Here is a 25,462-nt window from a genome sequence, read left to right as displayed (position 1 = left end):
CCTACGCGGGCACCGACGCGATCTGGATCAGATTGCCGCAGGTGTCGTCGAAGACCGCGGTGGTGACGGGTCCCATCTCCAGGGGCTCCTGGGTGAAGCGCACACCGAGGCCCGTCAGCCGCTCGTACTCCGCCGTCACGTCGTCCACCGCGAACTGGGCGAGCGGGATGCCGTCCGAGATGAGCGAGTCGCGGTACGGCTTGACGGCCGGGTGGCCGGAGGGCTCCAGGAGGAGTTCGGTGCCGCCGGGCTCGTCCGGCGAGACGACGGTCAGCCAGCGGTCCGTCTCGCCCACGGGGACGTCGTGCTTCTTCACGAAGCCGAGGATCTCGGTGTAGAAGCGCAGGGCCTTGGCCTGGTCGTCTACGAAGACGCTGGTCAGATGGATCTTCATGGGGTGTTCTCCTCCGGTGCGGATGCGGGGGGTGTGGATGCGCTGGGCGCGGGCCATCGCTCGGCGATCTGCCGCAGCGGGGCCGTGTTCAGGTCATGGAATTTGTAGCGGCCTTCCCGCCTGGTCTCGACGAGCCCGGCGGCTTCCAGTACGGCGAGGTGCTGGGAGACCGCCTGGCGCGACATGCCGAGGCGGTGCTTCATGCTCAGTCGCGAGCAGATCTCGAAGAGCGTCTGTCCGGACTTGTCCGTGAGCTCGTCAAGGATGATGCGGCGGGTCGGGTCGGCCAGCGCTTTGAAGAGGTCGTCGGCCACGCCCACAGCATAGGCAAGTTGTTACTTGCCTATCAAGCTCCATGGCGCGTTGTTCCTGGGCTTCGCGGCGAAGCTGTCGCTGACCGGGGTGTAGCGAAGTCACCGGAGTTCGGGAAGCGAGAGCTCGGCCCAGACGGATTTTCCGGGCCCGTTACGGTCCTTGACCCCCCAGCTGTCAGCGAGCGCGGCGACGAGCGTGAGCCCTCTGCCGCCGGGCGCCTCCAGGTCCGGTTCGCGGACCTCGGGCCAGTCGGACGACGCGTCGTGCACCTCGATGCGGAGCGTGTCGGACAACCGCAGGTACCAGGTCTCGATCTCCCGCCCCGGCGAAACGCGGGCATGCCGCCCGGCGTTGGTCAGCAGCTCGGACAGCACGAGCACGGCGGCCTCTTCGAGCGGAGCGAGCCCCCACCCGGCGAGGGCCTTCCGCAACTCCCACCGCGCGAGCCCTACACAGCGTGGGTGTCGGCTCCAACGCAGCACCACCGAATCCCCTTGGCCGGGGTTCATCAGCATGGGGAAGCCACCTCCTAGGTTGCACTCTGTGACATTTCACTTACAGAGTGGGGTGCCGGGGGCTACCGTGGAAGGGGTTCGATCTTGACAACGCACAGTTCAAGGCCAGGAGTTGATCGCGTGATGGAGCAACGGGTGCCGCGCAGTCCTCGGGAGAAGTACGGGGAGGAGCTGAAGCTGCGACGTATCGCGGCGGGCATGACGCAGGAGGCGTTGGCGCAGCAGGTGGTGTGCTCACCGACGCTGATCAGCCACTTCGAGGCGGGGCGGCGGCTGCCGAGCCCGGCGGACGCGAAGCGGATCGACCAGGCGCTGGGGACGGACGGGTTCTTTGAGCGGTGGTTGGAGGACCTGGACTCCAAGTTCGCCGATCACTTCGCCGCCGCTGCGGAGCTGGAGAAGCAGGCGACCGAGATCCGTCAGTACGGGCTCACGCTCGTGCCCGGCCTGCTCCAGACCGAGGCGTACGCACGGGCGTTGTTCCGCTCGTACAACCCGAACTACCGCACCGACGATGTTGACCGGCGCGTCGTCAACCGTATGGACCGGGCTCAGATCCTTGAGGGCCTGTCAGGCCCCGTACTGTGGACGCTGCTGGACGAAGCCGTGCTCCGACGCCGAGTTGGGGGAGCGCTCGCCATGGCTACGCAACTGCGGAAGATCACGAGCATGGCCGAGACGGGACGCTTGCGGCTGCATGTGCTGCCGTTCGGAGCCGGGGAGCACTCCTTGATGGAAAGCTTGCTCACCCTGATGAGCTTCAACGACGCTGCGCCGGTCGCGTACGTAGAGGGTCTGTACACCGGGAACCTGATGGATGATCCCGCCCTGGTGAGCAACTGCCGAACGGCCTACGATCTGGCGTTGGGCGACGCGTTGTCGCAGGGAGAATCACTGGCCCTGGTCCGGGCCGCAGCGGAGGAACACGAACATGATCAGCAGTGAGTGCTTCACGGGGTGGCGTAAGTCAAGCTACAGCGGCGGCGGCAACGGCGAGTGCCTGGAGGTCGCCGACGGCCACCCTGTTGTCCCCGTCCGCGACTCCAAGTTCCCGCAGGGTCCTGCTCTCGTCTTCCCGGCTGCCGACTGGTCCTCGTTCGTCTCCGCCGTCAAGACGGGAGCCCTTGCCTGAGTCCCTGCTTCAGGATGAACTTCCCGTTCCGTCCTGATGGCGCGCCTCGGTGATGCAGTCGTGCAGCCGGCTGCGCACGGCCCGCAGGTCCGTCATCTGCCGGTCGAGGCGGTCGCGTTCGGCCGCAAGCAGCTCCAGCAGTTCCGGTGACGCCCCACCGGAGTCGGCGAACGGCAGCACCTCGCGAATGGTTCTGCTGGGCAGGCCCACGGAGTAGAGCTGCTGGATCAGCCTGACCCGTTCGACGGCAGCGGGCGGATACTGGCGCTGGCCACCCGGATTCCGGGAGGAGTGCAGCAAGTCCTGCTGCTCGTAGTAGCGCAGCGCCCTGACGCTGACGCCCGCCTTCGCGGCGACCTCTCCGATCCGCATCCCGACCTCCTGGCTCGGCTCCATGTCCCGCTTGCACCTGACGTCGGCGTCAGGTTTTAGCGTAGCGGAGACCCGTTCGAACCATCCCGTCCGGACTCTGGAGCACGCCCATGACCAGCACGTTTCCGACGCACCTCTCAACCAGCGTCAACAAAACCGTCGTCGTCCTGGGCGCCACGGGGCAGCAGGGAGGAGCGGTCGCCGCGGCGCTGCGGGCGGATGGCTGGGGGGTGCGTGCGGTTGTGCGGGACCCGTCCGGCCAGCGGGCCCGTGCCCTCGCCGCCGTCGGCGTCGAAACCGTCCGCGGTGACCTCGGCGATCCGGAGTCGCTCCGCGCGGCTTTCTCCGGCGCCCACGGAGTCTTCAGTGTCCAGCCGAACTCCGGCCAGGCCGGGGCCGAGGTGACCAACGAGGACGAGGTCCGCTTCGGCGCGGCGGTGGCCGAGATCGCCGAGCGCTGCGGCGTCGCCCACCTCGTATACAGCTCGGCGGTCACCGCGGGCTCGACAACGGGCGTGGACCATCTCGACACCAAGAGCCGTATCGAGGCCCATGTCCGGAAGCTGGACATCCCCTGCACCATCGTTCGGCCGGCCACGTTCATGGAGCTCCTGGTGACCCCCGAAATGGGCCTCGACAGGGGGCACCTGTCCTTCCTGATGCGCCCCGACCGGGCCATGCAGTTCATCGCGGTACGCGACATCGGCCGCATCGTCGCCGCGGTCTTCGGCTCACCCGATCGCTACGCCGGCCGCACGATGGAGATCGCCGGTGACGCTCTCACCGGCGAGGCCCTGGCCGAGGATCTGACCCGGGCCGCCTGCCGGCCGATCAGCTACAGCCGCCTGCCGACACAGGACGAGGTCCTCGCCAAGCTGGCAGCACTCGTGGACGACGGCAGACTGGCGGGAAACGCGAACCTCGACGCGCTGCGCGCGGAGTTCCCCTTCCTGCTGCGCTTCGACGGCTGGCTGGCCGGCCCCGGTGCGAGCCTCCTCGATGAGACGCTCCGCTCCTCGGACACGGGCATCGCTCGGCGCTGACGAGGCCCTTCCGCCCTTGTCTGAGCGGGAGCGTCAGACCGTCGGCAGTCCCGGAATCGCGAGGTACGACTCCCGCCCCAGCCGGACCTCGCCGCGTGCCTCGTGGTTGGTGGCGTAGCGCCTGTGCGGGGCCCGGACGCGGAGCGCGAAGCGGTCGCCCGGGTCCGTCGTGCGGGAGATGAACGGGAAGGTCAGCTCGACGGGGCGTGACAGGTCGCGGTGGTGGGCGCGGAACACCGTCTCGCCCAGGAGCGTCGCGTCGTCCCGTAGCAGGTAGAGGCCCACCAGCAGGTCGAAGTCCGGCAGGTCCGACGTGAGCGTGAGGGCGGCGCGGGGGCGGCCCGAGACGTCGTGTGCCGGGGCGATGAGCAGATACGCGTCCTCGTCCAACTTCTCGCGGAAACCGTCAGGTTCGTCGCCGACCAGCGCGGGGTCCAGGGTCAGCGTGGTCTCCGGGAGGCGCAACGGGGTCGACGGGGCCTGGGGGAGCGAGGAGGCGTGCCGCCATCCCTCGCCGATGTGGAAGTACGCGACCCGGTCGGCGAGGAAGGCGGGGGACGGGCCCCGGCCGAGGACCCAGTCGTACCAGTCGGCGTGCAGGGCACGGAGATCGATCGCGCTGTCCTCGGCGAAGGTCAGCCCGCCGAAGGTACGCGCCGCCGACCGCGTACCGGCGTGGTCCCAGGGGCCCATGACCAGGTGGGTGGCCGGGTGCCGCTCTTCGTAGGTGAGCGCGCCGAGTTGGTCGTCGTCGTACTGGCCGGTGATCGCCAGCACCGGGACGCCGACGGGCTCGGACGGGACGTACGACGCCCAGTACGCGTCGTACGTGGGGTGGTCGAGCCACTCCTGGAACGCGGGCAGCCGTTCTCCGACGGACGCGACGTCCAGATCCCGGAAGGGGCGGTCACCGAGATCGCGGTGGATGTCCCGCCAGTACCGGTCGTCGCTCCACGGCCCGGTGTTCATCCGCCGCCCCCGGTTGAAGGCGAGCCACTGCACGGCGTACGCGGTCGGGACGTCACCGACCATGGGGAAGTCGACGCCCGGATACACCGACGCCACGGGCGCGACGGCGCGCAGGGCGGGCGGCCGGGTGGCGGCGACGGCCCACTGCGCGAATCCGCTGTACGACCCGCCGTAGGTGACGACGTCCCCGGTGCTCCACTGCCGGCCGGCGAGCCAGGCCACCGCGTCGTGACCGTCGGCCCCGTCGTCGAGGAAGGGCTTGAAGACCCCGTCGGGGTCCCCGCGCCCCCGCGAGTCGAGGCTGACGAAGTGAAAGCCCCGCCCGGCGAAGAACCGCCCGTCCCGGTGATACCGATCGGCCCCGTACGGCGTCATGACGAGCACCACCGGACCGGATTCGGCGGCAGGGTGGTGAATCCCGCGCAGTACGGTCCCGTCCCTGGTCGGCACATCGATGAATCTCATGTAACTCCAACTGCCCCCGGGCCAGGGTTTATTCCCGGGGCCCTCCCCTTCCCACTCCACACTCCACGCCCCCGAGGATCTCCGTGAGTTAGGCCGGTGCCAGGGCGGGCGTGGGCACGGGACGGACGATGCGGCCCTGGTGAGCAACTGCCGGGCGGCGTACGATCTGGCCCTGATCGAAGCCGTGTGCTGCCAAGACCCGCTCGGCTCATAGGAGCAGGTCAGCCCGCTGCGCGAGCAAAATGATCATGTGCGAAAGGATGATTGCTTATCGAACCGCGGACCGGAATTTCATCCTTGAGAGACAACGACCAAGTAGCGAAATCAGGGCGATTTCGCTACGGTTCTGGGATGTTAATCATCGGTCTGGTCCACCTCGTCGACACTTCGACCGCCGCCCTGTATGCGAGTGAAGCGGGTACAGCCACGGAACGAGAGCGGAGCGAACGGTGAGTCATCAACAATCGGTGGTCACGGACGATTCCTCATGCATCTTCTGTAATCTGCACCGGCCTGATCTGAACCGGATTATGCAGGAAAATGAGACTTTTTACGTTCGCTATGACAATTTCCCCGCCACTCCTGGTCATGTCGAAGTGGTTCCTAAACGACACGTGGAGTCCTTCTTTGACCTGACGGCCGGCGAGTTGAGGGATGCCTACGCTCTCATCCTGGCCGCTCAGGAGGCAATCACCGAGGAATCCCGCCCGGATGGATTCACCATTGGGGTCAACGAGGGGCGGGCTGCCGGAAGGACTGTCGATCACCTCCATATCCACTTGATTCCCCGGCACTTCGGTGATGTAGAAGATCCCCGCGGCGGAATCAGGCGCGCGGTCCCCAACTGTGACCCGGACGTCTGGACGAAGAGCGGCGACGGCGAGGTCGGACTGCGAGAACTTACCGACGTCCGGTCCAGCCGCCGCTGACCTTTGAAGAGCATCAAATGACTTCGAAGTCCTCGTGGTCGAGACGGGAGCAGAGCGAGTTCACCTCGTGCCAGAAGCCGTCCACGTTCATGGCGTCATGACCGTGCCGGGCATCGACACTGATGCACCCTATGAAGTCGCCGTTTCGATTTCTGATCGGGCTTGCGAAGACGGCTCCACGATGTGAAACGCGCTGAAATCCTGCCCAGGAGAAACCCATGACGGCGTCGGGGCCCGCTGTATCCCGGCGGGTTTCGAATTCCTGTTGGTTCGTCAACTGGCCAGCCATCTTCTGTACGTCGTAGGAGACTTCCCCGTTACGTTTCCAGCAGAGGCCGACAACGCCAACTCCCCTAATGGGTGCGAAGGATCTGGTAGTTGGAGTGCTTCCCAAGCGGTACGTAGCGACGCGCCGGAGGTACCCGCGCCAGGGATGACGAAGAGACCGGCGAATCAACCATATATGGAGGCCGAGATCAGCGGTCTCTACAGGCGGACGGGCAGTTCCCGCGATCACAAGCAATTTTCCGAAGTGTTGCAGCACTTGCTGGCGCACAACGGACCGGCGCTCCGCTCTCTGCCTGTTCGCGTGCTCCTGGAAAGGAGTGAAGGCGCCGAAAAGTCCGACCGTGCATATGAGCGCGAGGAGAATGTAGGGACGCTCCTGTGCCGTCTCGGACCAGAACGGCTTGTTGGGCACGTCGTATTGACGCGCCGCCAGGCCCAGGGTCGCTCCAAGGAGGATTGACCGGTCGGCGATCTTGGCGGTGATCGTCTTCATCCGACCATTTTATTCCGGAAGTGCGACGCCCCACCATGCCCATGACGCCGAGACGGCCTGCGTCTTTCGCTGGCTTACGCGTCCGGTGTGCCAGAAGCCAGCAGACTGACGTCGGACTTCTGATGCTTCCAAGCCACACCGGGTAGGGGCCGGATACCGTTGTTATCCATCACTACAGCCTCCCTGTTCGCCGTCGCCTCACCAATCACGACGAAATCTAGCCCCACGGCCCTGAATTCAGTGCGGCAGGCCGGTACGTCGTCCGCGGCGATGGTGAAGGCCAACTGGAAGTCGGACGACGCGCTCATCGTCAAAGCCAGCGGGTCGACCTTCATGAGTTCCGCGACCTCGCGGACCGACGGGTCCACGGGAACGTCCAGCCCATTGACACGGAACCCCACCCCGCTGGCCCGCATCAGCTGCTCGATCGTCGCTTTGAGTCCGTCCGAGGTGTCCTGGCAGGCCGTGGCGTAAGGTTTCTGGGCCAGAACGCGTCCCTCGGCCACCCGGGCGCGGGGCTTTTTCCAACTGTCCAGCAGTTTCTGTTCCATTTCCACCGGCAGCGCTCGCACGAACGTATCCCGCTGCGGGAAGTACGCGACCGCCGCGCCGAGGAGACCGCATGTACCGGTGACGCAGAGAAGATCCCCCGGCGAGGCACCGGATCGCTTCAACACTTTTCCGGGCCGACAGACGCCCAGAGCCGTTCCGGAGAGAATCAGACGTTCGGCATTCCCGATGTCCCCGCCCACATTGAGTGTCCCGAAATCCGTGCAGGCCTGATGAACGCCGGCCACTACTTGCCGGAACCCCGCATCGTCCATCTCGTGCGGATAGCGGATGACGCTGAGCAGACCGATGGGAGTGGCACCCATGGCCGCTATGTCACTGATGTTCGCCGCAGCCAGGTAGTAGCCGATGTCGAAGTCCGACAGAAGGCCCAGCTCGTGCAGGATGAATTTCGGACCCCGGATGTAGTCCGACCCCACGACAAGGGTCACCGGTGAACCGATGTCATATACCGCGCAGTCGTCCCTCGCGTCGGCCCCCACGCTCAGGAGTACGTCCAGACCGTCCGGTGCCACGTCGGCCCCGGACTGGTTGTCGAAGAATTGACTTACGAGTTGCTGTACCCGTGTCGGCTCATCCGAGTAGACCGGTTCGTGGAGAGTCACGTCTCGTCGTGCCTTCCAGTGATGTGTGCGGAATGTTGATTCAGCCTGTTCAGAGCGCAGGCGAAAACCGCGGAGGCGGGTAGATAGGTCGACTGAATTTCAATTGAGTTGCGGAGCGCCCATACGGCCACGCGGTTTTCCTCATCGCGTTCCGTTGGGGGACCCACCGCCGTGGAGCGGTCACTTCTCTCGCGATATTGTGCACGTCTGCGTTCTCTGCGCACCGCCAGGCTGGCTGTCAGATAGATCTGTAGACTGGCTGTGGGGAGGAGTGTCACGCCCACATCCCTGCCGACGACCACCACATTCCCGCACTCTTCGACGATGCTGTGATGCATGCGCAGAATTTCTTGGCGCAAGGCTGGTTCCTTGGAGATCCTTTTGAGATCTTCGTCCAATGAGGGATCCCAGATGTCCTCCGTGATCTCCTTCTCGTCGAGGAAGATGGCGTGGCTCTGGGTCAGCATTCCCGACGCGTCGTACACGGCGGGGAGATGTTTCAAATTGGCGCCCAACTGAATACGCCGGGCCTTGGTGGGCTCATGGGCGATCGCGTAAGCCAGGCTCCGGAAGGTGAGTCCGGTATCGAGGAAAGTCAGTCCCAGGTACTTGGCCAGGCTTGTTGCCAGCGTGGTCTTGCCGCTGGCGGTGGGACCGTCGATGGAGATAGTGATGTGCGGCACGTGCCGCCCTCCGAACGTGCTGTGAATTGCCTATTTGTCATCAGTCGAGGTGGCCCTCCAGCTGCTGGTGCGCGCCATGGTTTCGCGAAGCAGGTCCTTGCGGACCACCAGGGCGTAGTCCCACAGCGGATCGGGTATCCCGAGCAGGCGGCCAACGATGGAACGCAGATACTGGCTTCGTATTGGACGCGTACCGTCGAAAATTCGATACTTGCCCTCGTGGCCGCAGAGGAAATAAGGCTCCCCTCTGAAGGATGTCAATTCGCCGATTTCGCTCAGAGCTGTCGATGGAATTTTATCGGCCATGATAAGTGAATTTACTTCGTGTCCGTCGACGGGGAGCATATGTAAGTGCGCGTGAGAAATGCAAGCGCTGGATCCCATGGTGGCGGATGAACCGTGCTCAAGTACGGTGAGTTGCTCGAACGTGTGTCGATAAAGCGAACTTATTTCAGTGAGTATCGCCGTCAGTTCCTCACTGTGCTCGCCGATGAGTTCCGCGAAGCTGAGGTAGTGGTCAACCGGAAGCAGGAGAAGGTGACCGACACACAGTGGAGACATGTCGACAATGAGGCGAAACCGAGGTGTCTCCAGCAGCACGCGGCTCGGCGGATCGCCTTCGTAGACCAGGGAGAACGTGGTGTCCGGTGCGCCGGTAATTTCGTCACAGAAGTCGGATTCGGCGCACTGGAGGCCATGGTGCATGGTCCACCTCTTATCAAGTGAATGATCAAGGGTGCCGGTGCGGATAAATTTCAAGCGCAGTTTAAAAAAGATCTGTGCAGCCATGCAAGCGGATGGGCCTCTTGGAAGCCAACTTGGCCGAAAATGCAGAGGCGGAAGCCTGAATGGACGCTGATGCTTGGCATGGAGTCATCGTCGGGAATGGCTGCTCAGGCTCGGCCGGGAAGCCCGAAGCGGAGAATCGTATGCCTCTCGTAGCAGGGACGGCGGGATATGGGGCCGCCGCGGAAGATCTTGCACGTCAGTACGAAAGTGTCTCCTTTCGGGAAGTTCATGGAGAGACGCTCTCCCTGTTCCCTCCGCCACCCGGCAGAGTCGCTGATCTGGGCGCGGGGTCGGGCAGGGACGCCGCCGCGCTGGCAGCCCTGGGCTACGACGTGGTGGCGGTCGAACCGACAGCGGAGCTCCGCGAGATCGGCCAGCGCCTGCACGCGGACGTACCCGTCCGGTGGGTCGACAGCGCGTTGCCCGAACTTGGCGGAGTACGGGGGCCGTTCGACCTCATTCTGATCATTGGAGTTTGGATGCATCTGGAACAGAAGGAGCGACGAACAGCCATGGACCGTGTCCGGTCACTTCTCGTTCCCAAGGGGCGTGTCGTCATCACCCTTCGGCATGGTCCGGCGCCTTCGTCGCGGCGGATGTTCGACGTTCCGGCCGCCGAAGTGATCTGGCTGGGGCGGCAGGCCGGGCTCGACCTGCTCATGGCGCGCGAGCAGCCTGACCAGTTGGGACGTGCGGGTGTCTCCTGGAGTGCGTTGGTGCTGGAGGCGCGACTCGTGCCACGCCCCACGCCCGGGATCGGGTGAGGAGCCGCCCGCCGCACTCCTCTCCACCGGTCCGTAATCCCCCCGGCGACCATGGATCGGGCTCCACTCGTTCCTCCTGGCTTCGCAGTGAGTTCACCTTCCCGTCGCGCGGGTTTCCTAGCCTGTCGCCGACCCGCAACCTGACGGCGGGCAGACAGACGCTGGGAGCACCATGACGAAGGTCCGCAACCGATGGCTCAGGCCGCGCGACGGGGACAGCCCGGCCGGGCCGCCCGACGGGGCCGGGCAGGCCCCGGGCCGGGGGGACCGGATCACACCGACGGAGCTGGACGTGTGCCTGCGGGCCTGCGCCGCGCACAGCGGGAAGATGGTCGGCAGCCTCGACCGCAAGCGCGGTGAGCTCGCCGAGAAGCTGCGCCTCGTGCTCGCGGCCCACGCCACCGGTTCCGGCGAGAGCGCCCAGGCCGCGCCCGCCGGTACGCCGCTGATCCGGCGGGCGGCCAAGAAGGTCGTCGCCGGGCCGACCGGCTCGCTCAGCGGTGAGCTGCTGGACGCGCTGCTGGCCGTCGGCAACAAGTCGCTGGAGACCGGGTACGACGACGAGCTGAAGCTCGCGCTGCTCATCACCGACGCCGTGCTGACCCAGCGCAAGAACTCGCGGGCCGGCTGGCGTCTGCGCGCCCGCACGCTGGAGGCCATGGGCGACGAGCCCGCGACCATCGCCGCGTACCAGCGCTATCTCGACCTGACCGAGGAGGACGGCTTCGGTGTCGCCCCCCGGATCGCCGGCCTGCACACCGCCGGCGAGCAGCAGGACGACATCCTGCGGCTGCTCGAACGCGGCTGCCCGGGAGCCTCGGTGTACGCGGACGGCCCCGCCACCGACGTCTGGGCCGACGGTGTCGCGCTGCACGACGCGGGCGACCTCGCCGGCGCCGAGGCGCGGCTGATCGGCGCGCTGCTCGCGATGCGCGGCGAGGGCAGCCCGGTGACGGACCTTCAGGTGTCCATCGGGCAGTACCTCGACCTGCGCCTGAGCCGTGCCGACGCCCTCACCACCGACGGCGACGTACGCCAACTGGCCGAGCTCTACGGCGAGATGCGCCGCAACCGCCAGCGCGGCCCGGTCCCCGACCCGACCTTCGGCGACGTCCAGTGGCTCACCCTGGGCGAGTTCCGCAACCAGGTCGCGGGCAAGTCCATCTGCCTGATCGCCAACTCGCAGAGCGTCGGCCGCAGTTCGCTCGGCGCCGAGATCGACTCGTACGACCTGGTGGTCCGCTTCAACTCGTACAAGATCGACGCGGCGGCCACCGGCAGGCGCACCGACATCCACGCCTCGATCCACAAGCACGGCTTCAACTGGGAGAAGAAGGTCACCACCCGGCTGATCTTCGGCGGTCTCAGCGGCGACTGGAAGAACTCGCTGCGCAACCGGCTCGTCCCCGGCGCGCAGGACTACGTCAACGACGAGTCGCTGCGCTGGCCGCTGCGGAACATCGGCCGCGTCGGCAACGACGAGTGGCCCGCGATCCCGACCAGCGGCTTCAACATGCTCTGGCTGCTGGACTTCCTGGACGCCAGCCCGAAGCTGGACCTGTTCGGCTTCGACTTCTACGAGAGCGGCGCGTACCGCATCAAGGAAGCGATGCGCATGCCCATCACGTCCGTGCACGAGTACACCAGCGAAAAGGCGTGGGTCATGGAACGCGCCCAGAGCGTGACCGACACGAGGATCTCCCTGCGATGACCGCCACCCCCCATGCCCCGGCCGGGGCGGCATCGGCCGCTGCCGCGCCGCTGTCCGCCAACGCCCTGACCGGCAAACGACGTCTGGCGTTCGCGTCCTTCGTCGACGAGAACTATCTGCCCGGTTTCCTGGCGCTGCTGCGCAGCCTCGCGCTGTCCAACCCCGGTGTGTGCGAGGACTTCATCGTCCTCCACGACGATCTGCGGCCCCAGTCGGTCGCCTCGATCCGGGCACTGCACCCCCGGGTCCGGTTCCACCGTGTCGACGCCGCGCGCTACGACAGCTACGAGAAGGGCGACCAGGACAACTACCTGGTCCGCAAGGCGTACTTCATCCTCGACGTCTTCCGGCTCCGCGACTACGACACGATCATCACCCTCGACACCGACATGGTGGTCCTCGGCGATCTGTCCGAACTGCTCCAGCTGCGCGAGGGTCTCGCCGCCGTACCGCAGTTCTTCTACGGGCAGCACAAGCTCAACAGCGGACTGCTGGTCATCCAGCGCGAGTATCTGAGCGACGAGTTCTGCGCGCGGATCGACGCCACCGGACGCAGCGGCGACTACGAGCTCGACAAGCACGACCAGGGCATCCTCAACTCGGTGCTCGACGGCGACTTCGTCCATCTCGACTCGCGCTACAACTTCGTCAAGCGGCGGCTCTCCGGCGACAAGCCCGTCCCCGACGACACCGCGATCCTGCACTTCACCGGGCGCCACAAGCCGTGGCAGGGCGGCGAGTCCGGTTACACGCAGGCCGAGGACCGCTGGCGGGAGTCCGAGCTGACGAACGCGGAGTTCTACGCCGCGTACATGGCCCTCTCCGGCACCATGCACCACGATCTGGTCGTCAAGTACGGCACCGAGCACGTCGCGCGCACCGGTGACGTCGAGAGCGCCCGCAAGGTCGCGCACGCGCACATCAACGCCGGCGGGTTCCAGGAAGCCGCCGACATCCTCGGCAGCGTGCACATCCCGGTCGACGACACCTGGCCGCACGAGGTGCTTGGCCATGCCCTGATGAGCGTCTCCCGCTACGAGGAGGCCGAGGTCCAGCTGCACCTCGCGGCGGGCTCGCCCGTCCGCGCCGCCACCTCCTTCGGGCGGCTCGCGCAGATCGCCTGGATCCACGGCGACGACTCGGCGGCGCACGCGTACGCCATGCGGGGTCTGGCCGTCGACCCCACGCACCGGCCCAACCGGCTGATGCGGCTGCGCACCCAGGGCCACGATCTGCCGGCCCCGCGCGAGGGCATGCCCGACGACCAACTCGCCCATGTGGCCTTCTACATGCCGCAGCAGGGCAACGCGGGCGACAAGCTCCTGCCGGAGTCCGTACGGCTCGCGGTCGGCACCAGCACCGGTGCGAACGGCGGCGCCGACACCGAGACCGGCCCGCGCCGCTGGCACTCGATCCATGCCCACCGGCTCTTCGACAAGGCGGCGCTGGAGCGCGTCAACGCCCGTCGCGGTCTGGTCATCGGCGGCGGCGGACTCTTCATCCCGGACACGGCGCCCAACGGCAACAGCGCCTGGCAGTGGAACGTCCCCGACGAGAACCTGAACGGCATCGACGTACCGATCGTGGTGTACGCGGTCGGCTTCAACGCCTTCGACGGCCAGTCCTACCGCGCCGGACGCTTCAACTCCTCGCTGCGCCAACTGGTCGAGCGCAGCGCCTTCTTCGCGCTCCGCAACCACGGCTCGATCGAGAAGGTCCGCGCGCTGCTGCCGGCCTCGCTCCAGGACAAGGTGCGCTTCCAGCCGTGCCCGACCACGGTCACCCGGCAGCTGGTCGACGGCTGGTCGGACCCGGCCCCCGGGCAGCGCGAGAACACCGTCATGATCAACGCCGCGTACGACCGGGCGGGGCTGCGCTTCGGCCACGACTACGCGCACTTCCTCGCCGAGATGGCGAAGGCGGTACGGGCGCTGGACAAGCATGCCGAGGTCCAGTGCGTGGCGCACTCGCTGGACGACGAGAAGATCGCCTTCGACCTGCGGCGCGAGCACGACGTGTCGCTGCCGGTCATCCCGATGTACGACTTCGACAACGACGCGATCAGGGACACCTACGCCCGTACGAAGCTGGTCATCGGTATGCGCGGCCACGCGGGGATGATCCCGTTCGGCTGCGGCACCCCGATCATCTCGCTGATCTCGCACCCGAAGATGGCGTACTTCCTCAGCGACATCGACCGCCCGGAGTGGGGCGTCTCGGTCCATGACAAGAACCTCGGCGCGGTGCTGACCGAGCGGGCGCTGGGGCTGCTGAGCGACCACGCCGCGTCGGTCGCCGATGTGCACGGCCGGCAGCAGGAGCTGTGGAAGGTGACGCAGTCGAACGCGGGGGACCTGCGGGCGATCCTGGGAGCCTGATCCTCGGGGACGTACACAACGCGAAGGGGGCGGGCCGCTTTCGGCGGCCCGCCCCCTTCGCGTTGTCGTCCCGCCGTCAGTAGTGGACCTGCGTGGGGAACGTGGCCGTGGGGGTGAAGAGCGACGCGTAGCCCTCTTCGTAGTGTCTGCGGTGCCGGCCCGACCGGTTCGCGTCGACGGTCTGGGGGGACGCCGGGGTCAGCATGCCGTTGTCGGCCAGGGCCTGTACGCGCATCAGCAACGCCCGTACGTCCAGGCCCAGTTCACCGGCCACCGTCTGGAGGTCGAGCCCGGACTGCCAGCTCCAGAGCAGCACCGAGTCCATGCTCGACGACCAGACCACCGGGTTGCTCTCGGCCTCGGACATATGGAACAGGGAGGAGTCGGCGTCCTGGTGGTGAGGCATCTCGTGGAGCGGCGAGGTCTCGGTGCGCGGATGCGGCAGGTGGACCTCCGCGGGACCGCCCAGGGGCGCCTGGTGCTGGTGATATGCGTGTGATGTCTCGGTCGCCTGAGGTGGCTGGGCCGGCGGGGAGACCTGTGGTGTCTGCGTGGTGAAAGGTTCCTCCACGGGCTGCGCGGGCGGTGGCGGCTGGGGCGCCGGCTGGGGGGCCGGCGCCGCCGCGGGGGCGACCTGCGCCTGCGGGATCGGCTGTGTGCTGGCCTGCGGGAAGCGGTCGAGCAGCTCCTCGGCGACGCTGCGCGCGTTGGTCTTGCCGACCGTGCGCCGCGCCAGCCGTACCTCGCGCTCGTTCAGCCCCATCAGATCCGCGACCGCCCCGTCGTTGCCGACGGTGACGGCGAACGCGGCGAGCGTACGGCTCCGCTCGGCCTGTGCCTCGTCCAGCACGGCCTGGGCCTGCTTCACCTGTTCGTCGCTGGCGCAGAAGGCCTCGGCGAGGACGCTGTTCCGATCCCAGAGTTCACGTGGTTCCACGTGGCTATCAACGCCGCTACGGCGGTGAGGAAAGCGACTTTCCTTCAATTACCGCCAGATGGATCAAAAACGTCACTATCGTCCGAATGGATGGCAGATTAACGGTTAACGGATGAACGCACGGCAGAAGCCGCCCGGAACGCCCGTCAGGCGCGCAGTCTCAGGACCGCCCTGCGCAGCCGCCTCGCCCGGCGCACCACCCGCTGCGCCGCCGCGTTCTGCGGGATCCGCACGAGCTGCGGGCCGACCGCCCCCGGCAGGCCGAGCGTGGTGAGCCGTCGCCGCTTGAAGTACCGCAGCGTGTGCGGGTCCAGCCGGCCGGCCAGGAACTTCTCGGCCGCCGGGCGCAGTTCGGGGTGCATCTGCGGCTGCATCACGAAGCCGACGGCCGCGACCAGCTCGGCGGGCTCCGGCTCCGGGCTGTAGGTACCGTCGTCGTCCAGCGGCGGGACGAGCGCGTCCACGAGCGTCACCGGCACCCGGTTGCTGTTCTGGTACGGCGAGAGCCGGTCGAGCAGCATGTCCGTGCCCGTGCGGGCCACCGGGAGGCCGTAGAACGCCGACGCCGTGAACAGCGCCGTGGAGAAACAGCCCACGACCAGCGCCGGCTTGAGCCGCTGGTACAGCACCTCGGCGAGCACGGGGCTGTCCAGCACGGTCAGTTCGGCGCCGAGCCTCGTCGCCTCCTCCTCCAGCCGCCGGGACCAGATCGCCGGCGCGGTGGGGTGCGGCTTGAACACCACGTTCTTGTGGCCGAGTTCGACGACGCCCCGCACCATCCCCAGATGCAGTTCCTCCTCCTCGCGCTCGGTGATGATGCCCAGCGTGGAGAGGTACTGCCCGAGCAGCAGCGCGGGGGCCATGGCCGGAGTCTCGAAGTCCCGTGCGGCATCCGCCAGTTGGTCCAGCACCCGCAGGAAGTCCGACGTGGGCACCGTCTCGGCGGGAACGCCGAACTCGGTGAGCAGCAGCGGTTTGAGGCCGGGCACCAGATCGAGATGGAGCAGCCTGCGGATCCGCGCGCCGACCTGGAGGTCGAGCCGGTTACGGGTGGGGCCGTAGCTCATCAGCCCGTCCGCGTACACCTCGATCCGGGCGGCCGTGAAGATCTCGGCGAGCGTCAGCGCGGGGCTGACCTGGATCGATTCGAGGACCAGCTCCACCGTGTCGTCGCCAAGGCCCCAGGCGAGCCGCAGATGGCGCTCCCAGATCGGCAGGTCGTCCTCGCGGGGGACCCAGCCGCCGGGGTGGAACGGCGCGATGGTCTCGTTCCACGACAGGATGTCGTCGAAGCGGTGGCGCAGGCGCGCGAAACCGGGCATCTCATGGACCGCCGGGGTCAGTTCGGGCGTACCGGCGTTGTTGCTCACGACCAGGACGGTCCGGTCGGCGGCCGGGAAGAGCCCGGCGTCGATGGCGGCGGTGAGCGTGGCGGCGCCGTAGAGGGTGGAGGCGTAGAAGACCCGCGTCGTGCGGGAGAAGGAGCTCATCATCAGGCCGCGGCCTTCCCGTTCGCGCCCTGGCGCCTGCGCAGCCTGCGCAACTGGGTCGAGCGGTCCAGGTCCATCGAGTTCAGCGCTTCTTTCAGTACGTCCTGCGGCAGCCGTTTCATGGCGGCGGCGCTCATCGTGCGCAACTTCCGTGCCACGGCCGGTTCGAACCGGTCCTTCGCCGCCAAGTGGTGGGAAATGATGGCCAGATAGGTCCGTACGGCCTTCAGCAGGAACCGCTCGCCCTCCGGATCGGCCGCCGTCTCCTCGATGACCTGGTCGAAGGCGCGGATGAAGTCCAGCTGCCGTACGTCGCCGATCTGGGTGAGCGACGAGGCCACGCCGCGCCGGTAGAAGAGCCCCAGCAGCCCCACGGCGGCGAAGGAATCGGCCTCCCGGTGCAGCCGCCAGATCCACGGCCGGTCCTCGGCGGTCCGCAGCCCGTCGGTGAAGTGCAGCAGCCCCCGGTCGGCGAGGCGGCGGTGGTACACGCCGGCCCAGGCGTACGCGTAGTCCACGGACGTCGTCTTGTCGGCGGGCAGGATCGTCTCGCGCGGCTTCAGGACCTCGCCGCGGGGGCCGACCGGCACCCGGTGCACGGTGCGGACCCGGCCGGTGAACTGGACATGGTCGGTGCGCACGAAGTCGCAGCCCAAGTCCTCGATGGCGGCCAGCAGCCGCTCGAAGTAGCCCGGCGCCACCCAGTCGTCGCCGTCGAGGTAGGTGATGTACTCCCCGCGCGCCGCTTCGAGACCGGTGTTGCGCGCGGTGGCCAGTCCGCCGTTCTTCTCGTGTCTCAGCAGGACGGCGCCGGGGAGATCTCGCTCCGCCCGCCGCAGAAGTTCAGGGGTCCCGTCGGTCGAGCAGTCGTCGACGAGGAGGAACTCGAAATCTTCCCGTTTGTTCGCCGAGAGGCTTCGAAGGGTTTCTGGGGCGTATGTCTGCACGTTGTAGAACGGCACGACGACAGAGAGCTTGACCACCCGGGTGACGGTAGGCGGCGGCACGTCTTTCGTTCCGACATCCGCGGGTACGCCGGGTGAACGAAGGATGGCGGGATGGTTAACCTGCGCCGTTCCCGAGCCATTTCGCTCGCTGTCGACCCTCTGTTAACCCTTTATTGCTGTTCCGTTGGGCCGCCAAACGGAATGCCTTCCTAACGTCCAACACGTGCCATCACGTACCAGCAACGCGGTCCGGGTCGCTGTGCTCGCCGACTCCGACACACGGTGGAAGTGGGGCGCGCTGACCGCGCGCCGCATCACGCCCGAAGGCCGCGACATCGAGCTCAGCGGGTTCCTGCTGCGCGGACGAGCGACCCCCACCGCCCGCCAGCTGGAGGAGGTGGGGGCCGAAGCCGACGCGCTGCGCGAGATGACCGGCACGGACTTCCTGGACCTGCTGCGCGCGGAGTCGTACGACGTCGTCGTCCTCGCCCTCGTCGGCGGTGCCGTACAGGCGATGCTGCACGGGATATCCGCCCTCGGCCTGCCCCAGCGGCCGGCGCTGGTCACCGGCTACGTGGGCGTCGTCTACGAGAAGCTTTCCGACGGGCTCCTGCTGCGCCACGGCGCGGACATCGTCCTCGCCAACTCCCGCCACGACGCGCAGCGTTTCCGCGCCGTCTACGAGGGCGTGGGCGCCGGGTCCGACTCGGTGACCGAGGCCGCGCTGCCCTTCCTCGGCGGCGCCCGGTACACCCCCGAAGAGGGCCGGGACACGGTCGTCTTCGCGGCCCAGCCGTCCGTCCCGCTGACCCGGTCCGACCGTATGTATCTGCTGCGGCGCCTGGTCGAGCACGCGAGACTCCACCCGCGCCGTGAGGTCCTGCTCAAACTGCGCAGCCGCGTGGGGGAGCAGACCACGCACGTCGAGGAGTACCCGTACCAGCGCCTCGCCGAGAAGCTGCCCGGCGGTCTGCCGCCCAACTTCCGCCTGGTGTACGGGAACATGGGCGAGGTCCTGGACGGCACCGACCTGCTGGTCACCGTCTCCTCCACGGCGGCGCTGGAGTCCCTGCACCGCCGGATCCCCACCGCGATCCTCACCGACCTCGGCATCCGCGAACCGCTCGGCAACCACCACTTCATCGGCTCCGGCTGCCTCGCCTCCTGGGACCAGCTCGACGGCGGGCAGCGGCCCAAGGCAGACCCCGTCTGGGCGGACCGGCAGGGCGTCGCCGCCGACGGTTCGTACGCCTCCGCGTTCGACCTGGCCCGTGAGCGCGTCGCGAAGCTGCTGGCCGACAGCGATTTGCCGCCGATCACCCCGTACTACACGGCGACCACCGCGCCCGGCTATCTGCCCGGCCTCCTCGCCCGCTACCACCTGGCGCCCGACGGCAACCCGCTGTCGGCGTCCAACCGTACGGCGGCGGCCGGTGCCACCGGCGTGCGCCGCGTCGTCCGTGACACCGTGCGCGCCGCCGCCCGCGGCGCCTACCGCCACGGGGTCCAGCGCGTGGCCCCGGTGATCCGCCGGATGGGCGAGCTGTGAGCGCGGACCAGCCGGGCCCCCGCGGCGTCCCCGTGCCCCGCGTACGCCGACGCCCTCTGCCGGCCGACGTACTCGCCGGTTACGGCTGGTCCGGCTGGACCACCGAGACCCCGAACGCCGCGTCGGGGGAGCGCCCGTCGGGCCGGACCGACGCGGAGAACCAGCAGGACGCAGTGAACCAAGGAGAACCGTCCATGTCCGTCCTCGCCGTGATCCCCGCCCGCGGTGGATCCAAGGGCGTCCCCGCCAAGAACCTCGCCCAGGTCGGCGGCGTACCACTCGTCGTACGGGCCGTGCGCGCCTGCCGCGCCGCCCGTCTGGTGACCGACGTCGTCGTCTCCACGGACGACGCGGCCATCGCCGACGCCGCCCGTGCCGCCGGGGCCGAGGTCGTGCTGCGGCCCGCCGCCATCGCGGGCGACACCGCCACCAGCGAGGCCGCCGTCCTGCACGCCATGGACGCGTACGGCGCGATGCGCGGCGCCGCGCACCAGGCCGAGGTGGTCCTGCTCGTGCAGTGCACCAGCCCCTTCATCACGCCGGGCGACCTCGACGGCGTCGTGTCCGCCGTGACGGAGAGGGGCGCGGACAGCGCGCTGACCGTCGCCCCGACCCATGGCTTCATCTGGCGCTCCGAGAGCGACGGCTTCGGCGTCAACCACGACAAGTCGAACCGTCCCCGCAGGCAGGACCGCCCCCAGGAGTTCCTGGAGACGGGCGCCGCCTACGCGATGCGCGCGGAGGGTTTCCGCGAGGCAGGCCACCGCTTCTTCGGGCGCACCGAGCTGGTGAGCACCGACCCCGAACGGGTGCTGGAGATCGACGACCCGCACGACCTGGAGCGCGCCCGCGCCCTGTCGCCGCTCCTGGACACCCCCGCGCTCCCCGGCCGCGCCGACATCGACGCGGTCGTCCTGGACTTCGACGGCACCCAGACGGACGACCGGGTGCTCGTCGATTCGGAGGGCCGCGAGACCGTCGCCGTACACCGCGGTGACGGCCTCGGCATCGCCGCCCTCCGTCGCGCCGGCCTGGAACTGCTCATCCTCTCCACCGAGCAGAACCCGGTCGTCGCCGCACGTGCCCGCAAGCTGCGCGTGCCGGTGCTCCACGGCATCGACCGCAAGGACCTCGCACTGAAGCAGTGGTGCGACGAGCACGGAGTCACACCCGAGCGGGTGCTGTACGTCGGCAACGACGTCAACGACCTTCCGTGCTTCGCGCTCGCCGGCTGGCCGGTGGCCGTCGCGAGCGCACACGACGCCGTACGCGCGGCGGCGCGTGCCGTCACCACGACCCCCGGCGGCGCCGGCGCGATCCGTGAGATCGCCACCTGGCTCCTCGGACCCGGTCTGGACGTCAACACCCCCACCGCCCCCCATGGCACCACCGCCGACATCTCGACCAGTTAAGGAACTCATCGATGAGCACCAACTCCCGCCTGCGTACCCTCGGAACCCGTACCGCGGGTCCCGGCCGCCCCGTCTACGTGACCGGTGAGATCGGCATCAACCACAACGGTGACATCGACAACGCGCTCGCGCTGATCGACGTCGCCGCCGAGGCCGGCTGTGACGCCGTCAAGTTCCAGAAGCGCACCCCGGAGATCTGCACCCCGCGCGACCAGTGGGACATCGAGCGGGACACCCCCTGGGGCCGGATGACGTACATCGACTACCGGCACCGCGTCGAGTTCGGCGAGGACGAGTACGCGACGATCGACGCGCACTGCAAGAAGCGCGGCATCGACTGGTTCGCCTCGCCGTGGGACACCGAGGCTGTCGCCTTCCTGGAGAAGTTCGACGTGCCGGCGCACAAGGTCGCCTCCGCGTCGCTCACCGACGACGAGCTGCTGCGCGCCCTGCGCGCCACCGGCCGTACCGTCATCCTCTCCACGGGCATGTCGACACCGAAGCAGATCCGGCACGCGGTCGAGGTGCTCGGCAGCGAGAACATCCTTCTCTGCCACGCCACTTCGACGTACCCGGCCAAGGCCGAGGAGCTGAACCTGCGGGTCATCAACACCCTCCAGTCCGAGTTCCCGAACGTGCCGATCGGCTACAGCGGCCACGAGACCGGTCTCCAGACGACCCTCGCCGCCGTCGCCCTCGGTGCCGCGTTCGTCGAGCGTCACATCACCCTGGACCGCGCCATGTGGGGCTCCGACCAGGCCGCGTCCGTCGAGCCGCAGGGCCTCACCCGCCTCGTCCGCGACATCCGCACCATCGAGGCGTCCCTCGGTGACGGTGTCAAGAAGGTCTACGAGTCGGAGCTCGGCCCGATGAAGAAGCTCCGCCGGGTCGCCGGTGTCATCGCCGAGTCCGCGGACGGCGCGAAGCCCGTGGCGGTCTGAGGGCCATGAGCCGTCCCTCCGGGCGCGCCCCGTCGCCTCGCGCCATCGCATTCGTGGAGAGCCCGGTCCAGCTCCTGAACGTGCTGGAGTGGGCGCGCGCGAGCGCGATCGGTGCGGAACTCACCGTGATCGTTCTGTCGCCCACCGACCCCATGTCGCGCGGCCAGCTCAGGCGGATGGCCGAGCTGGCCCGTGACGCGGGCTTCACGGTGCGCTGGCAGGAGGCCCGCGGCGGCGCGAGCGCGCCGCTGCGGACGATACGGGAGCTGGCTCCGCTGCTGCGCAAGGCGGAGCGGATCGTCATCGGGGACCCGTTCTCCCGGTACGTACAGCTCATGCTGACCCTCGTCAGCAGCAAGGAGCTGACCGTCGTGGACGACGGGACGGCGACGATGGAGTTCATCGCGCAGCTCGTCCACGGCGAACCGCTGGTGCGCTGGCACCGGCGGGGCGGCAGGCGCGGGCCGCGCGAGCTGGCGCTCGCGCCGGTCTCCGCCGTGGCGCGGCGCCGGCTCACGCCGTCGCGCACCCGCAACGTCGAGGTCTTCACCTCGATGCCCGTGGAGGCACCGCCGGGCATCACGGTGACGGCCAACACCTTCGAGTGGACCAAGGCGACTTTCGGGCCGCCGCGGATCGCGAAGGGCGCCGACATGGTCGGCACCTCGCTCGTCGAGACGGGCGTGGTCGACCTGGAGAGTTACGTGACGGCGGTCGGCTCGCTCGCCCGCACGCACGGCGCGACGCGGTACTTCGCGCACCGCAGGGAGAGCGTGGAGAAGCTGCACCGCCTCGCCACGGAGACGGGTCTGGAGATCGTCAGGCCCGATCTGCCGCTGGAGCTGATCGCACGGCGCGGCCCGATCGGGTCGACCGTGCTGAGCTTCCCCTCGACGGTCGTGCACACGCTGCCGCTCGCGCTCGCCGGTACGGGCGTGCGGGTGGCCGTGTGGGACATCGCACCGGAGTGGCTGAAGGACAGCGCGTCGCCGCGCGCGCACGGCTTCCTGTCCGGTGTCACGGGCACGGCGAGGGACGTACACAGGCTGCCGAGGCTGCCCGCCTCCGCGTGAGGTGGCGGGCAGCCGCAGCCAGGTCGTGGCCGCGGCATCCGGACCGGGTACCCGGAATCTCGCCGTCCGGTAATCGACGGTCGTTACTTTCCGTCATCGCTCCGCGACGGAGGGCCGAGCTTACCCACCGGGACAGGCGGCTATTCGTTCGCCGCCCGTTTTTCTTACGCCTTTCGGGCTGAAGTTTTGTTGATCGTCGGGCAGTTGCCCCCCGAAGGGGCCTACCCTTCAACAGGTGAACCAGTTGATGTCCCGTGAGTCCCAAGCCGACCTTTCCGGTGAGCCCAGCGCCGTCGCGCTGCCCGGCACGCTGTCCGAAAACCTGCGTACCGAGCTGATCGCCTTCCGCCGCGACATGCACATGCACCCGGAGCTCGGCAACCAGGAGTTCCGTACCACCGCCGCGCTGAAGCACCGCCTGGAGCGGGCCGGCCTCACGCCGCGGGTACTGACCACCGGCACCGGACTCTTCTGTGACATCGGCACCCGCGAAGGCGCCACCGGCGTACGCCCCATGCTCGCCCTGCGCGCGGATATTGATGCCTTGCCCATCCCGGACACCAAGGCGGGTGTGGCCTACCGCTCCACCGTGCCCGACCGCGCGCACGCCTGCGGCCACGACGTCCACACCACCGCCGTCCTCGGCGCCGGTCTGGTCCTGGCCGAACTCGACCGAGAGGGCCTGCTGCCCCAGCCGGTGCGGCTGATCTTCCAGCCCGCCGAGGAGGTCCTGCCCGGCGGCGCGCTCGACGCCATCGAGTCCGGCGTCCTGGAGGGCGTCGGCAGGATCATCGCGGTGCACTGCGACCCGCGCGTGGACGTCGGCACCATCGGCCTGCGCACCGGCCCGATCACCTCCGCCTGCGACCGGCTTGAGGTCGCCCTCGACGGCCCCGGCGGCCACACCGCCCGCCCGCATCTGACCACCGACCTGGTCACCGCCGCCGCGAAGGTCGCGACCGAGGTGCCCGCGCTGCTGGCCCGCCGCGTCGACGCCCGCTCCGGGCTCGCGCTCACCTGGGGCCGTATCGCCGCCGGCCACGCCTGCAACGTCATCCCGCAGCACGCCGAACTCTCCGGCACGGTCCGCTGCCTGGACCTGAAGTCCTGGCGCGAGGCGCCGGACCTGGTGCACGCCGCGATCGACGAGATCTCCGCGCTCTACCACGCCAAGTCGCAGATCAACTATGTGCGCGGGGTGCCGCCGGTCGTCAACGACCTGATGATGGCGGAGCTGCTGCGCGACGCCCAGACCGCGCGCCGCGGCGCGCAGTCGATCGAGGACACCGAGCAGAGCCTCGGCGGCGAGGACTTCTCCTGGTATCTGGAGCAGGTCCCCGGCGCGATGGCACGCCTCGGCGTACGGACACCGGGCGACACCGCCCGGCGCGATCTGCACCGGGGGGATTTCGACGCGGACGAAAGGGCGATTCAGGTCGGCGTGGAGCTTTTCACCGCCGCCGCGCTGATCGATGGCGACCGTTCGTAACCGGGGGTGCGCCTTCCCGTAATCGGACGTCTCACCTCCTGTTCGCGACGATCCGATAACGGCTTCCGTACGGGGCTTTATCTGACATCTACGCGCGTTACGATCGCGGCGAAACCAGCGCCGTGAAGAGGCGCTTAGGTCGCTTTGAAGGAGCCTCCCTTGCGCCGGATCACCAGGATCGCAACCGTGGGCGTCGCGTCCGCGGCGCTCGCGCTCACCGCCACCGCGTGTGGCAACACCTCCTCGTCGGACGCCGCGTCCGACTCGAAGGAGAAAAGCGTCGCCATCGCGTACGACATCGGTGGCCGAGGTGACCAGTCCTTCAACGACGCCGCGTACGCGGGTCTGGCGAAAGCCGAGAAGGAGCTCAAGGTCAAGGGCAACGACGCCGAGCCCTCCGACGGCGAGGCCGACGCGGACAAGATTCAGCGTCTGACCGAGCTGGCCCGTTCCGGCAACAACCCGGTGATCGGTGTTGGTTTCGCGTACGCGCCGGCGATCAAGAAGGTCGCCCCGAAGTTCCCGAAGACGACCTTCGGCATAATCGACGACTCGTCGGTGACCGGCGACAACATCGCCAACATGGTCTTCAACGAGGAGCAGGGTTCCTACCTCGCCGGTGTCGCGGCGGCCAAGGCCACCAAGTCCAAGACGGTCGGCTTCATCGGCGGTGTCGAGACCCCGCTGATAAAGAAGTTCGAGGCGGGCTACGCGCAGGGTGTCAAGGACACCGACCCCTCGGTGAAGGTGCTCTCGCAGTACCTGACCCAGCCGCCGAACTTCGACGGCTTCTCCAAGCCCGACCTCGGCAAGGCCGCGGCCCAGGGCCAGCTCGACAAGAAGGCCGACGTGATCTACGCGGCGGCCGGTCTGGCCGGCTCCGGCTCGATCGAGGCGGTCTCGGCCGCGGGCAAGTGGAGCATCGGCGTCGACTCCGACCAGTACCAGCAGGCCGGTCTCGCCCAGTACAAGGACAGCATCCTGACCTCCGCCACCAAGGACGTCTCCGACGCGGTCTACAACCTGATCAAGTCGGTCGCGGACGGCAAGCCGGAGAACGGTGAGATCCGCTACGGCCTCGCCAAGGACGGCGTCGGCCTCACCGACACCAACCCGGCCTACGTCAAGCTGACCGAGGTGACCGCCGCCGTGGACAAGGCCAAGCAGGAGATCATCGACGGCAAGATCACCGTCAAGACCGCTCCGTAA

General features: G+C 68.1%; 25 protein-coding genes. 13 read left to right on the top strand and 12 right to left on the bottom strand.

Translation table 11 applies throughout. From position 1 onward, the window contains the following. Position 1 precedes the first annotated feature (1 nt). The 3 genes from OIE74_RS13880 to OIE74_RS13870 form a co-directional block, all read right to left on the bottom strand. Positions 2 to 394 carry a VOC family protein gene (locus tag OIE74_RS13880; RefSeq protein ID WP_329382673.1) on the bottom strand — a complete coding sequence of 131 codons (393 nt, stop codon included), beginning with the start codon at positions 392 to 394 and terminating at the stop codon, positions 2 to 4. Then, positions 391 to 708 (bottom strand): ArsR/SmtB family transcription factor, encoded by a 318-nt coding sequence (locus OIE74_RS13875; protein ID WP_329382670.1) that lies wholly within the window; start codon positions 706 to 708, stop codon positions 391 to 393. Before OIE74_RS13875 ends, OIE74_RS13880 begins: the two co-directional genes overlap by 4 nt. Before the next feature lie 99 nt (positions 709 to 807). After that, positions 808 to 1,224, bottom strand: a complete 417-nt coding sequence (locus OIE74_RS13870) for an ATP-binding protein (RefSeq protein WP_329382667.1) — start codon at positions 1,222 to 1,224, stop codon at positions 808 to 810. A 123-nt stretch (positions 1,225 to 1,347) separates the two neighbouring features. Here OIE74_RS13870 and OIE74_RS13865 point away from each other — a divergent pair, with 123 nt between their 5' ends. After that, positions 1,348 to 2,169, top strand: coding sequence for a helix-turn-helix domain-containing protein (locus tag OIE74_RS13865; RefSeq protein ID WP_329392286.1), 822 nt, complete (start codon positions 1,348 to 1,350; stop codon positions 2,167 to 2,169). After that, a complete protein-coding gene (locus OIE74_RS13860; RefSeq protein ID WP_329382664.1) occupies positions 2,156 to 2,356 on the top strand; it encodes a DUF397 domain-containing protein in 201 nt (66 codons plus the stop codon). The genes OIE74_RS13865 and OIE74_RS13860 overlap by 14 nt, the downstream gene beginning before the upstream one ends. Positions 2,357 to 2,365: 9 nt before the next feature. Here the strand turns inward: OIE74_RS13860 and OIE74_RS13855 are convergent, their stop codons facing one another. Next, entirely contained in the window at positions 2,366 to 2,752 is a 387-nt protein-coding gene (locus tag OIE74_RS13855) for a MerR family transcriptional regulator (protein ID WP_443076107.1), read from the bottom strand. Positions 2,753 to 2,838: 86 nt separating this feature from the next. Between OIE74_RS13855 and OIE74_RS13850 the strand changes: the two genes are divergently transcribed. After that, complete coding sequence (locus OIE74_RS13850) at positions 2,839 to 3,771, top strand: NmrA/HSCARG family protein (protein WP_329382661.1); 933 nt, start codon at positions 2,839 to 2,841, stop codon at positions 3,769 to 3,771. Positions 3,772 to 3,804: 33 nt separating this feature from the next. Here OIE74_RS13850 and OIE74_RS13845 read toward each other — a convergent pair whose 3' ends face one another. Further along, on the bottom strand, positions 3,805 to 5,205 hold the full coding sequence (locus tag OIE74_RS13845; protein ID WP_329382659.1) for a CocE/NonD family hydrolase: 1,401 nt from the start codon (positions 5,203 to 5,205) through the stop codon (positions 3,805 to 3,807). 449 nt (positions 5,206 to 5,654) lie between these two features. Between OIE74_RS13845 and OIE74_RS13840 the strand changes: the two genes are divergently transcribed. Next, a complete protein-coding gene (locus tag OIE74_RS13840) occupies positions 5,655 to 6,134 on the top strand; it encodes an HIT family protein (protein ID WP_329382656.1) in 480 nt (159 codons plus the stop codon). Between the two features lie 13 nt (positions 6,135 to 6,147). Here OIE74_RS13840 and OIE74_RS13835 read toward each other — a convergent pair whose 3' ends face one another. From OIE74_RS13835 to OIE74_RS13820, 4 genes are all read right to left on the bottom strand, one after another. Then, positions 6,148 to 6,915 carry a hypothetical protein gene (locus OIE74_RS13835; RefSeq protein WP_329382653.1) on the bottom strand — a complete coding sequence of 256 codons (768 nt, stop codon included), beginning with the start codon at positions 6,913 to 6,915 and terminating at the stop codon, positions 6,148 to 6,150. Positions 6,916 to 6,989: 74 nt separating this feature from the next. Further along, a complete protein-coding gene (gene thiL / locus OIE74_RS13830) occupies positions 6,990 to 8,090 on the bottom strand; it encodes a thiamine-phosphate kinase (RefSeq protein ID WP_329382650.1) in 1,101 nt (366 codons plus the stop codon). Beyond that, positions 8,087 to 8,773 carry a (d)CMP kinase gene (locus OIE74_RS13825; protein ID WP_329382648.1) on the bottom strand — a complete coding sequence of 229 codons (687 nt, stop codon included), beginning with the start codon at positions 8,771 to 8,773 and terminating at the stop codon, positions 8,087 to 8,089. Before OIE74_RS13825 ends, thiL begins: the two co-directional genes overlap by 4 nt. Positions 8,774 to 8,803: 30 nt before the next feature. Next, on the bottom strand, positions 8,804 to 9,562 hold the full coding sequence (locus OIE74_RS13820) for an HIT family protein (RefSeq protein WP_329382646.1): 759 nt from the start codon (positions 9,560 to 9,562) through the stop codon (positions 8,804 to 8,806). 59 nt (positions 9,563 to 9,621) lie between these two features. Between OIE74_RS13820 and OIE74_RS13815 the strand changes: the two genes are divergently transcribed. The 3 genes from OIE74_RS13815 to OIE74_RS13805 all read left to right on the top strand — a co-directional run bounded on the left by OIE74_RS13815 (position 9,622) and on the right by OIE74_RS13805 (position 14,415). Next, positions 9,622 to 10,326 carry a class I SAM-dependent methyltransferase gene (locus OIE74_RS13815; protein ID WP_329382644.1) on the top strand — a complete coding sequence of 235 codons (705 nt, stop codon included), beginning with the start codon at positions 9,622 to 9,624 and terminating at the stop codon, positions 10,324 to 10,326. Between the two features lie 172 nt (positions 10,327 to 10,498). After that, complete coding sequence (locus OIE74_RS13810; RefSeq protein ID WP_329382642.1) at positions 10,499 to 12,037, top strand: hypothetical protein; 1,539 nt, start codon at positions 10,499 to 10,501, stop codon at positions 12,035 to 12,037. Continuing rightward, complete coding sequence (locus OIE74_RS13805; protein ID WP_329382639.1) at positions 12,034 to 14,415, top strand: glycosyltransferase; 2,382 nt, start codon at positions 12,034 to 12,036, stop codon at positions 14,413 to 14,415. The genes OIE74_RS13810 and OIE74_RS13805 overlap by 4 nt, the downstream gene beginning before the upstream one ends. A 76-nt stretch (positions 14,416 to 14,491) precedes the next feature. Here OIE74_RS13805 and OIE74_RS13800 read toward each other — a convergent pair whose 3' ends face one another. The 3 genes from OIE74_RS13800 to OIE74_RS13790 all read right to left on the bottom strand — a co-directional run bounded on the left by OIE74_RS13800 (position 14,492) and on the right by OIE74_RS13790 (position 17,825). Continuing rightward, positions 14,492 to 15,352 (bottom strand): hypothetical protein, encoded by an 861-nt coding sequence (locus OIE74_RS13800; protein ID WP_329382637.1) that lies wholly within the window; start codon positions 15,350 to 15,352, stop codon positions 14,492 to 14,494. A gap of 146 nt (positions 15,353 to 15,498) precedes the next feature. Further along, complete coding sequence (locus tag OIE74_RS13795) at positions 15,499 to 16,845, bottom strand: polysialyltransferase family glycosyltransferase (RefSeq protein WP_443076106.1); 1,347 nt, start codon at positions 16,843 to 16,845, stop codon at positions 15,499 to 15,501. Next, positions 16,845 to 17,825 carry a glycosyltransferase family 2 protein gene (locus OIE74_RS13790; protein ID WP_329382633.1) on the bottom strand — a complete coding sequence of 327 codons (981 nt, stop codon included), beginning with the start codon at positions 17,823 to 17,825 and terminating at the stop codon, positions 16,845 to 16,847. The genes OIE74_RS13795 and OIE74_RS13790 overlap by 1 nt, the downstream gene beginning before the upstream one ends. Before the next feature lie 187 nt (positions 17,826 to 18,012). On the opposite strand from OIE74_RS13790, the gene OIE74_RS13785 reads away from it, so the two are divergent. From OIE74_RS13785 to OIE74_RS13760, 6 genes are all read left to right on the top strand, one after another. Continuing rightward, a complete protein-coding gene (locus OIE74_RS13785; RefSeq protein WP_329382630.1) occupies positions 18,013 to 19,338 on the top strand; it encodes a DUF6716 putative glycosyltransferase in 1,326 nt (441 codons plus the stop codon). Positions 19,339 to 19,532: 194 nt separating this feature from the next. Further along, positions 19,533 to 20,750, top strand: coding sequence for an acylneuraminate cytidylyltransferase (locus tag OIE74_RS13780; protein WP_329392284.1), 1,218 nt, complete (start codon positions 19,533 to 19,535; stop codon positions 20,748 to 20,750). Positions 20,751 to 20,761: 11 nt separating this feature from the next. Next, positions 20,762 to 21,691: an N-acetylneuraminate synthase family protein gene (locus OIE74_RS13775; protein WP_329382627.1), complete on the top strand. Its 930-nt coding sequence runs from the start codon at positions 20,762 to 20,764 to the stop codon at positions 21,689 to 21,691. Between the two features lie 5 nt (positions 21,692 to 21,696). Then, a complete protein-coding gene (locus OIE74_RS13770) occupies positions 21,697 to 22,764 on the top strand; it encodes a hypothetical protein (RefSeq protein ID WP_329382624.1) in 1,068 nt (355 codons plus the stop codon). Positions 22,765 to 23,011: 247 nt separating this feature from the next. Next, positions 23,012 to 24,253: an amidohydrolase gene (locus tag OIE74_RS13765; RefSeq protein ID WP_329392283.1), complete on the top strand. Its 1,242-nt coding sequence runs from the start codon at positions 23,012 to 23,014 to the stop codon at positions 24,251 to 24,253. 159 nt (positions 24,254 to 24,412) lie between these two features. Continuing rightward, complete coding sequence (locus OIE74_RS13760) at positions 24,413 to 25,462, top strand: BMP family lipoprotein (protein WP_329382622.1); 1,050 nt, start codon at positions 24,413 to 24,415, stop codon at positions 25,460 to 25,462.

This window comes from Streptomyces sp. NBC_01716 (assembly GCF_036248275.1).
Classification (GTDB): domain Bacteria; phylum Actinomycetota; class Actinomycetes; order Streptomycetales; family Streptomycetaceae; genus Streptomyces.
Note: the sequence above shows the minus strand (reverse complement) of the source record. Positions and strands in the feature narration are given on the sequence as shown.

What these genes read in the sequence shown, in the direction of transcription:
- OIE74_RS13880 (WP_329382673.1), bottom strand. Translation starts at nt 394, where the DNA reads ATGAAGATCCATCTGACCAGCGTCTTCGTAGACGACCAGGCCAAGGCC.
- OIE74_RS13870 (WP_329382667.1), bottom strand. Translation starts at nt 1,224, where the DNA reads ATGCTGATGAACCCCGGCCAAGGGGATTCGGTGGTGCTGCGTTGGAGC.
- OIE74_RS13865 (WP_329392286.1), top strand. Translation starts at nt 1,348, where the DNA reads ATGGAGCAACGGGTGCCGCGCAGTCCTCGGGAGAAGTACGGGGAGGAG.
- OIE74_RS13860 (WP_329382664.1), top strand. Translation starts at nt 2,156, where the DNA reads ATGATCAGCAGTGAGTGCTTCACGGGGTGGCGTAAGTCAAGCTACAGC.
- OIE74_RS13855 (WP_443076107.1), bottom strand. Translation starts at nt 2,752, where the DNA reads ATGGAGCCGAGCCAGGAGGTCGGGATGCGGATCGGAGAGGTCGCCGCG.
- OIE74_RS13850 (WP_329382661.1), top strand. Translation starts at nt 2,839, where the DNA reads ATGACCAGCACGTTTCCGACGCACCTCTCAACCAGCGTCAACAAAACC.
- OIE74_RS13845 (WP_329382659.1), bottom strand. Translation starts at nt 5,205, where the DNA reads ATGAGATTCATCGATGTGCCGACCAGGGACGGGACCGTACTGCGCGGG.
- OIE74_RS13835 (WP_329382653.1), bottom strand. Translation starts at nt 6,915, where the DNA reads ATGAAGACGATCACCGCCAAGATCGCCGACCGGTCAATCCTCCTTGGA.
- OIE74_RS13820 (WP_329382646.1), bottom strand. Translation starts at nt 9,562, where the DNA reads ATGGCTGCACAGATCTTTTTTAAACTGCGCTTGAAATTTATCCGCACC.
- OIE74_RS13815 (WP_329382644.1), top strand. Translation starts at nt 9,622, where the DNA reads ATGGACGCTGATGCTTGGCATGGAGTCATCGTCGGGAATGGCTGCTCA.
- OIE74_RS13810 (WP_329382642.1), top strand. Translation starts at nt 10,499, where the DNA reads ATGACGAAGGTCCGCAACCGATGGCTCAGGCCGCGCGACGGGGACAGC.
- OIE74_RS13805 (WP_329382639.1), top strand. Translation starts at nt 12,034, where the DNA reads ATGACCGCCACCCCCCATGCCCCGGCCGGGGCGGCATCGGCCGCTGCC.
- OIE74_RS13795 (WP_443076106.1), bottom strand. Translation starts at nt 16,845, where the DNA reads ATGATGAGCTCCTTCTCCCGCACGACGCGGGTCTTCTACGCCTCCACC.
- OIE74_RS13780 (WP_329392284.1), top strand. Translation starts at nt 19,533, where the DNA reads ATGTCCGTCCTCGCCGTGATCCCCGCCCGCGGTGGATCCAAGGGCGTC.
- OIE74_RS13775 (WP_329382627.1), top strand. Translation starts at nt 20,762, where the DNA reads ATGAGCACCAACTCCCGCCTGCGTACCCTCGGAACCCGTACCGCGGGT.
- OIE74_RS13770 (WP_329382624.1), top strand. Translation starts at nt 21,697, where the DNA reads ATGAGCCGTCCCTCCGGGCGCGCCCCGTCGCCTCGCGCCATCGCATTC.
- OIE74_RS13765 (WP_329392283.1), top strand. Translation starts at nt 23,012, where the DNA reads ATGTCCCGTGAGTCCCAAGCCGACCTTTCCGGTGAGCCCAGCGCCGTC.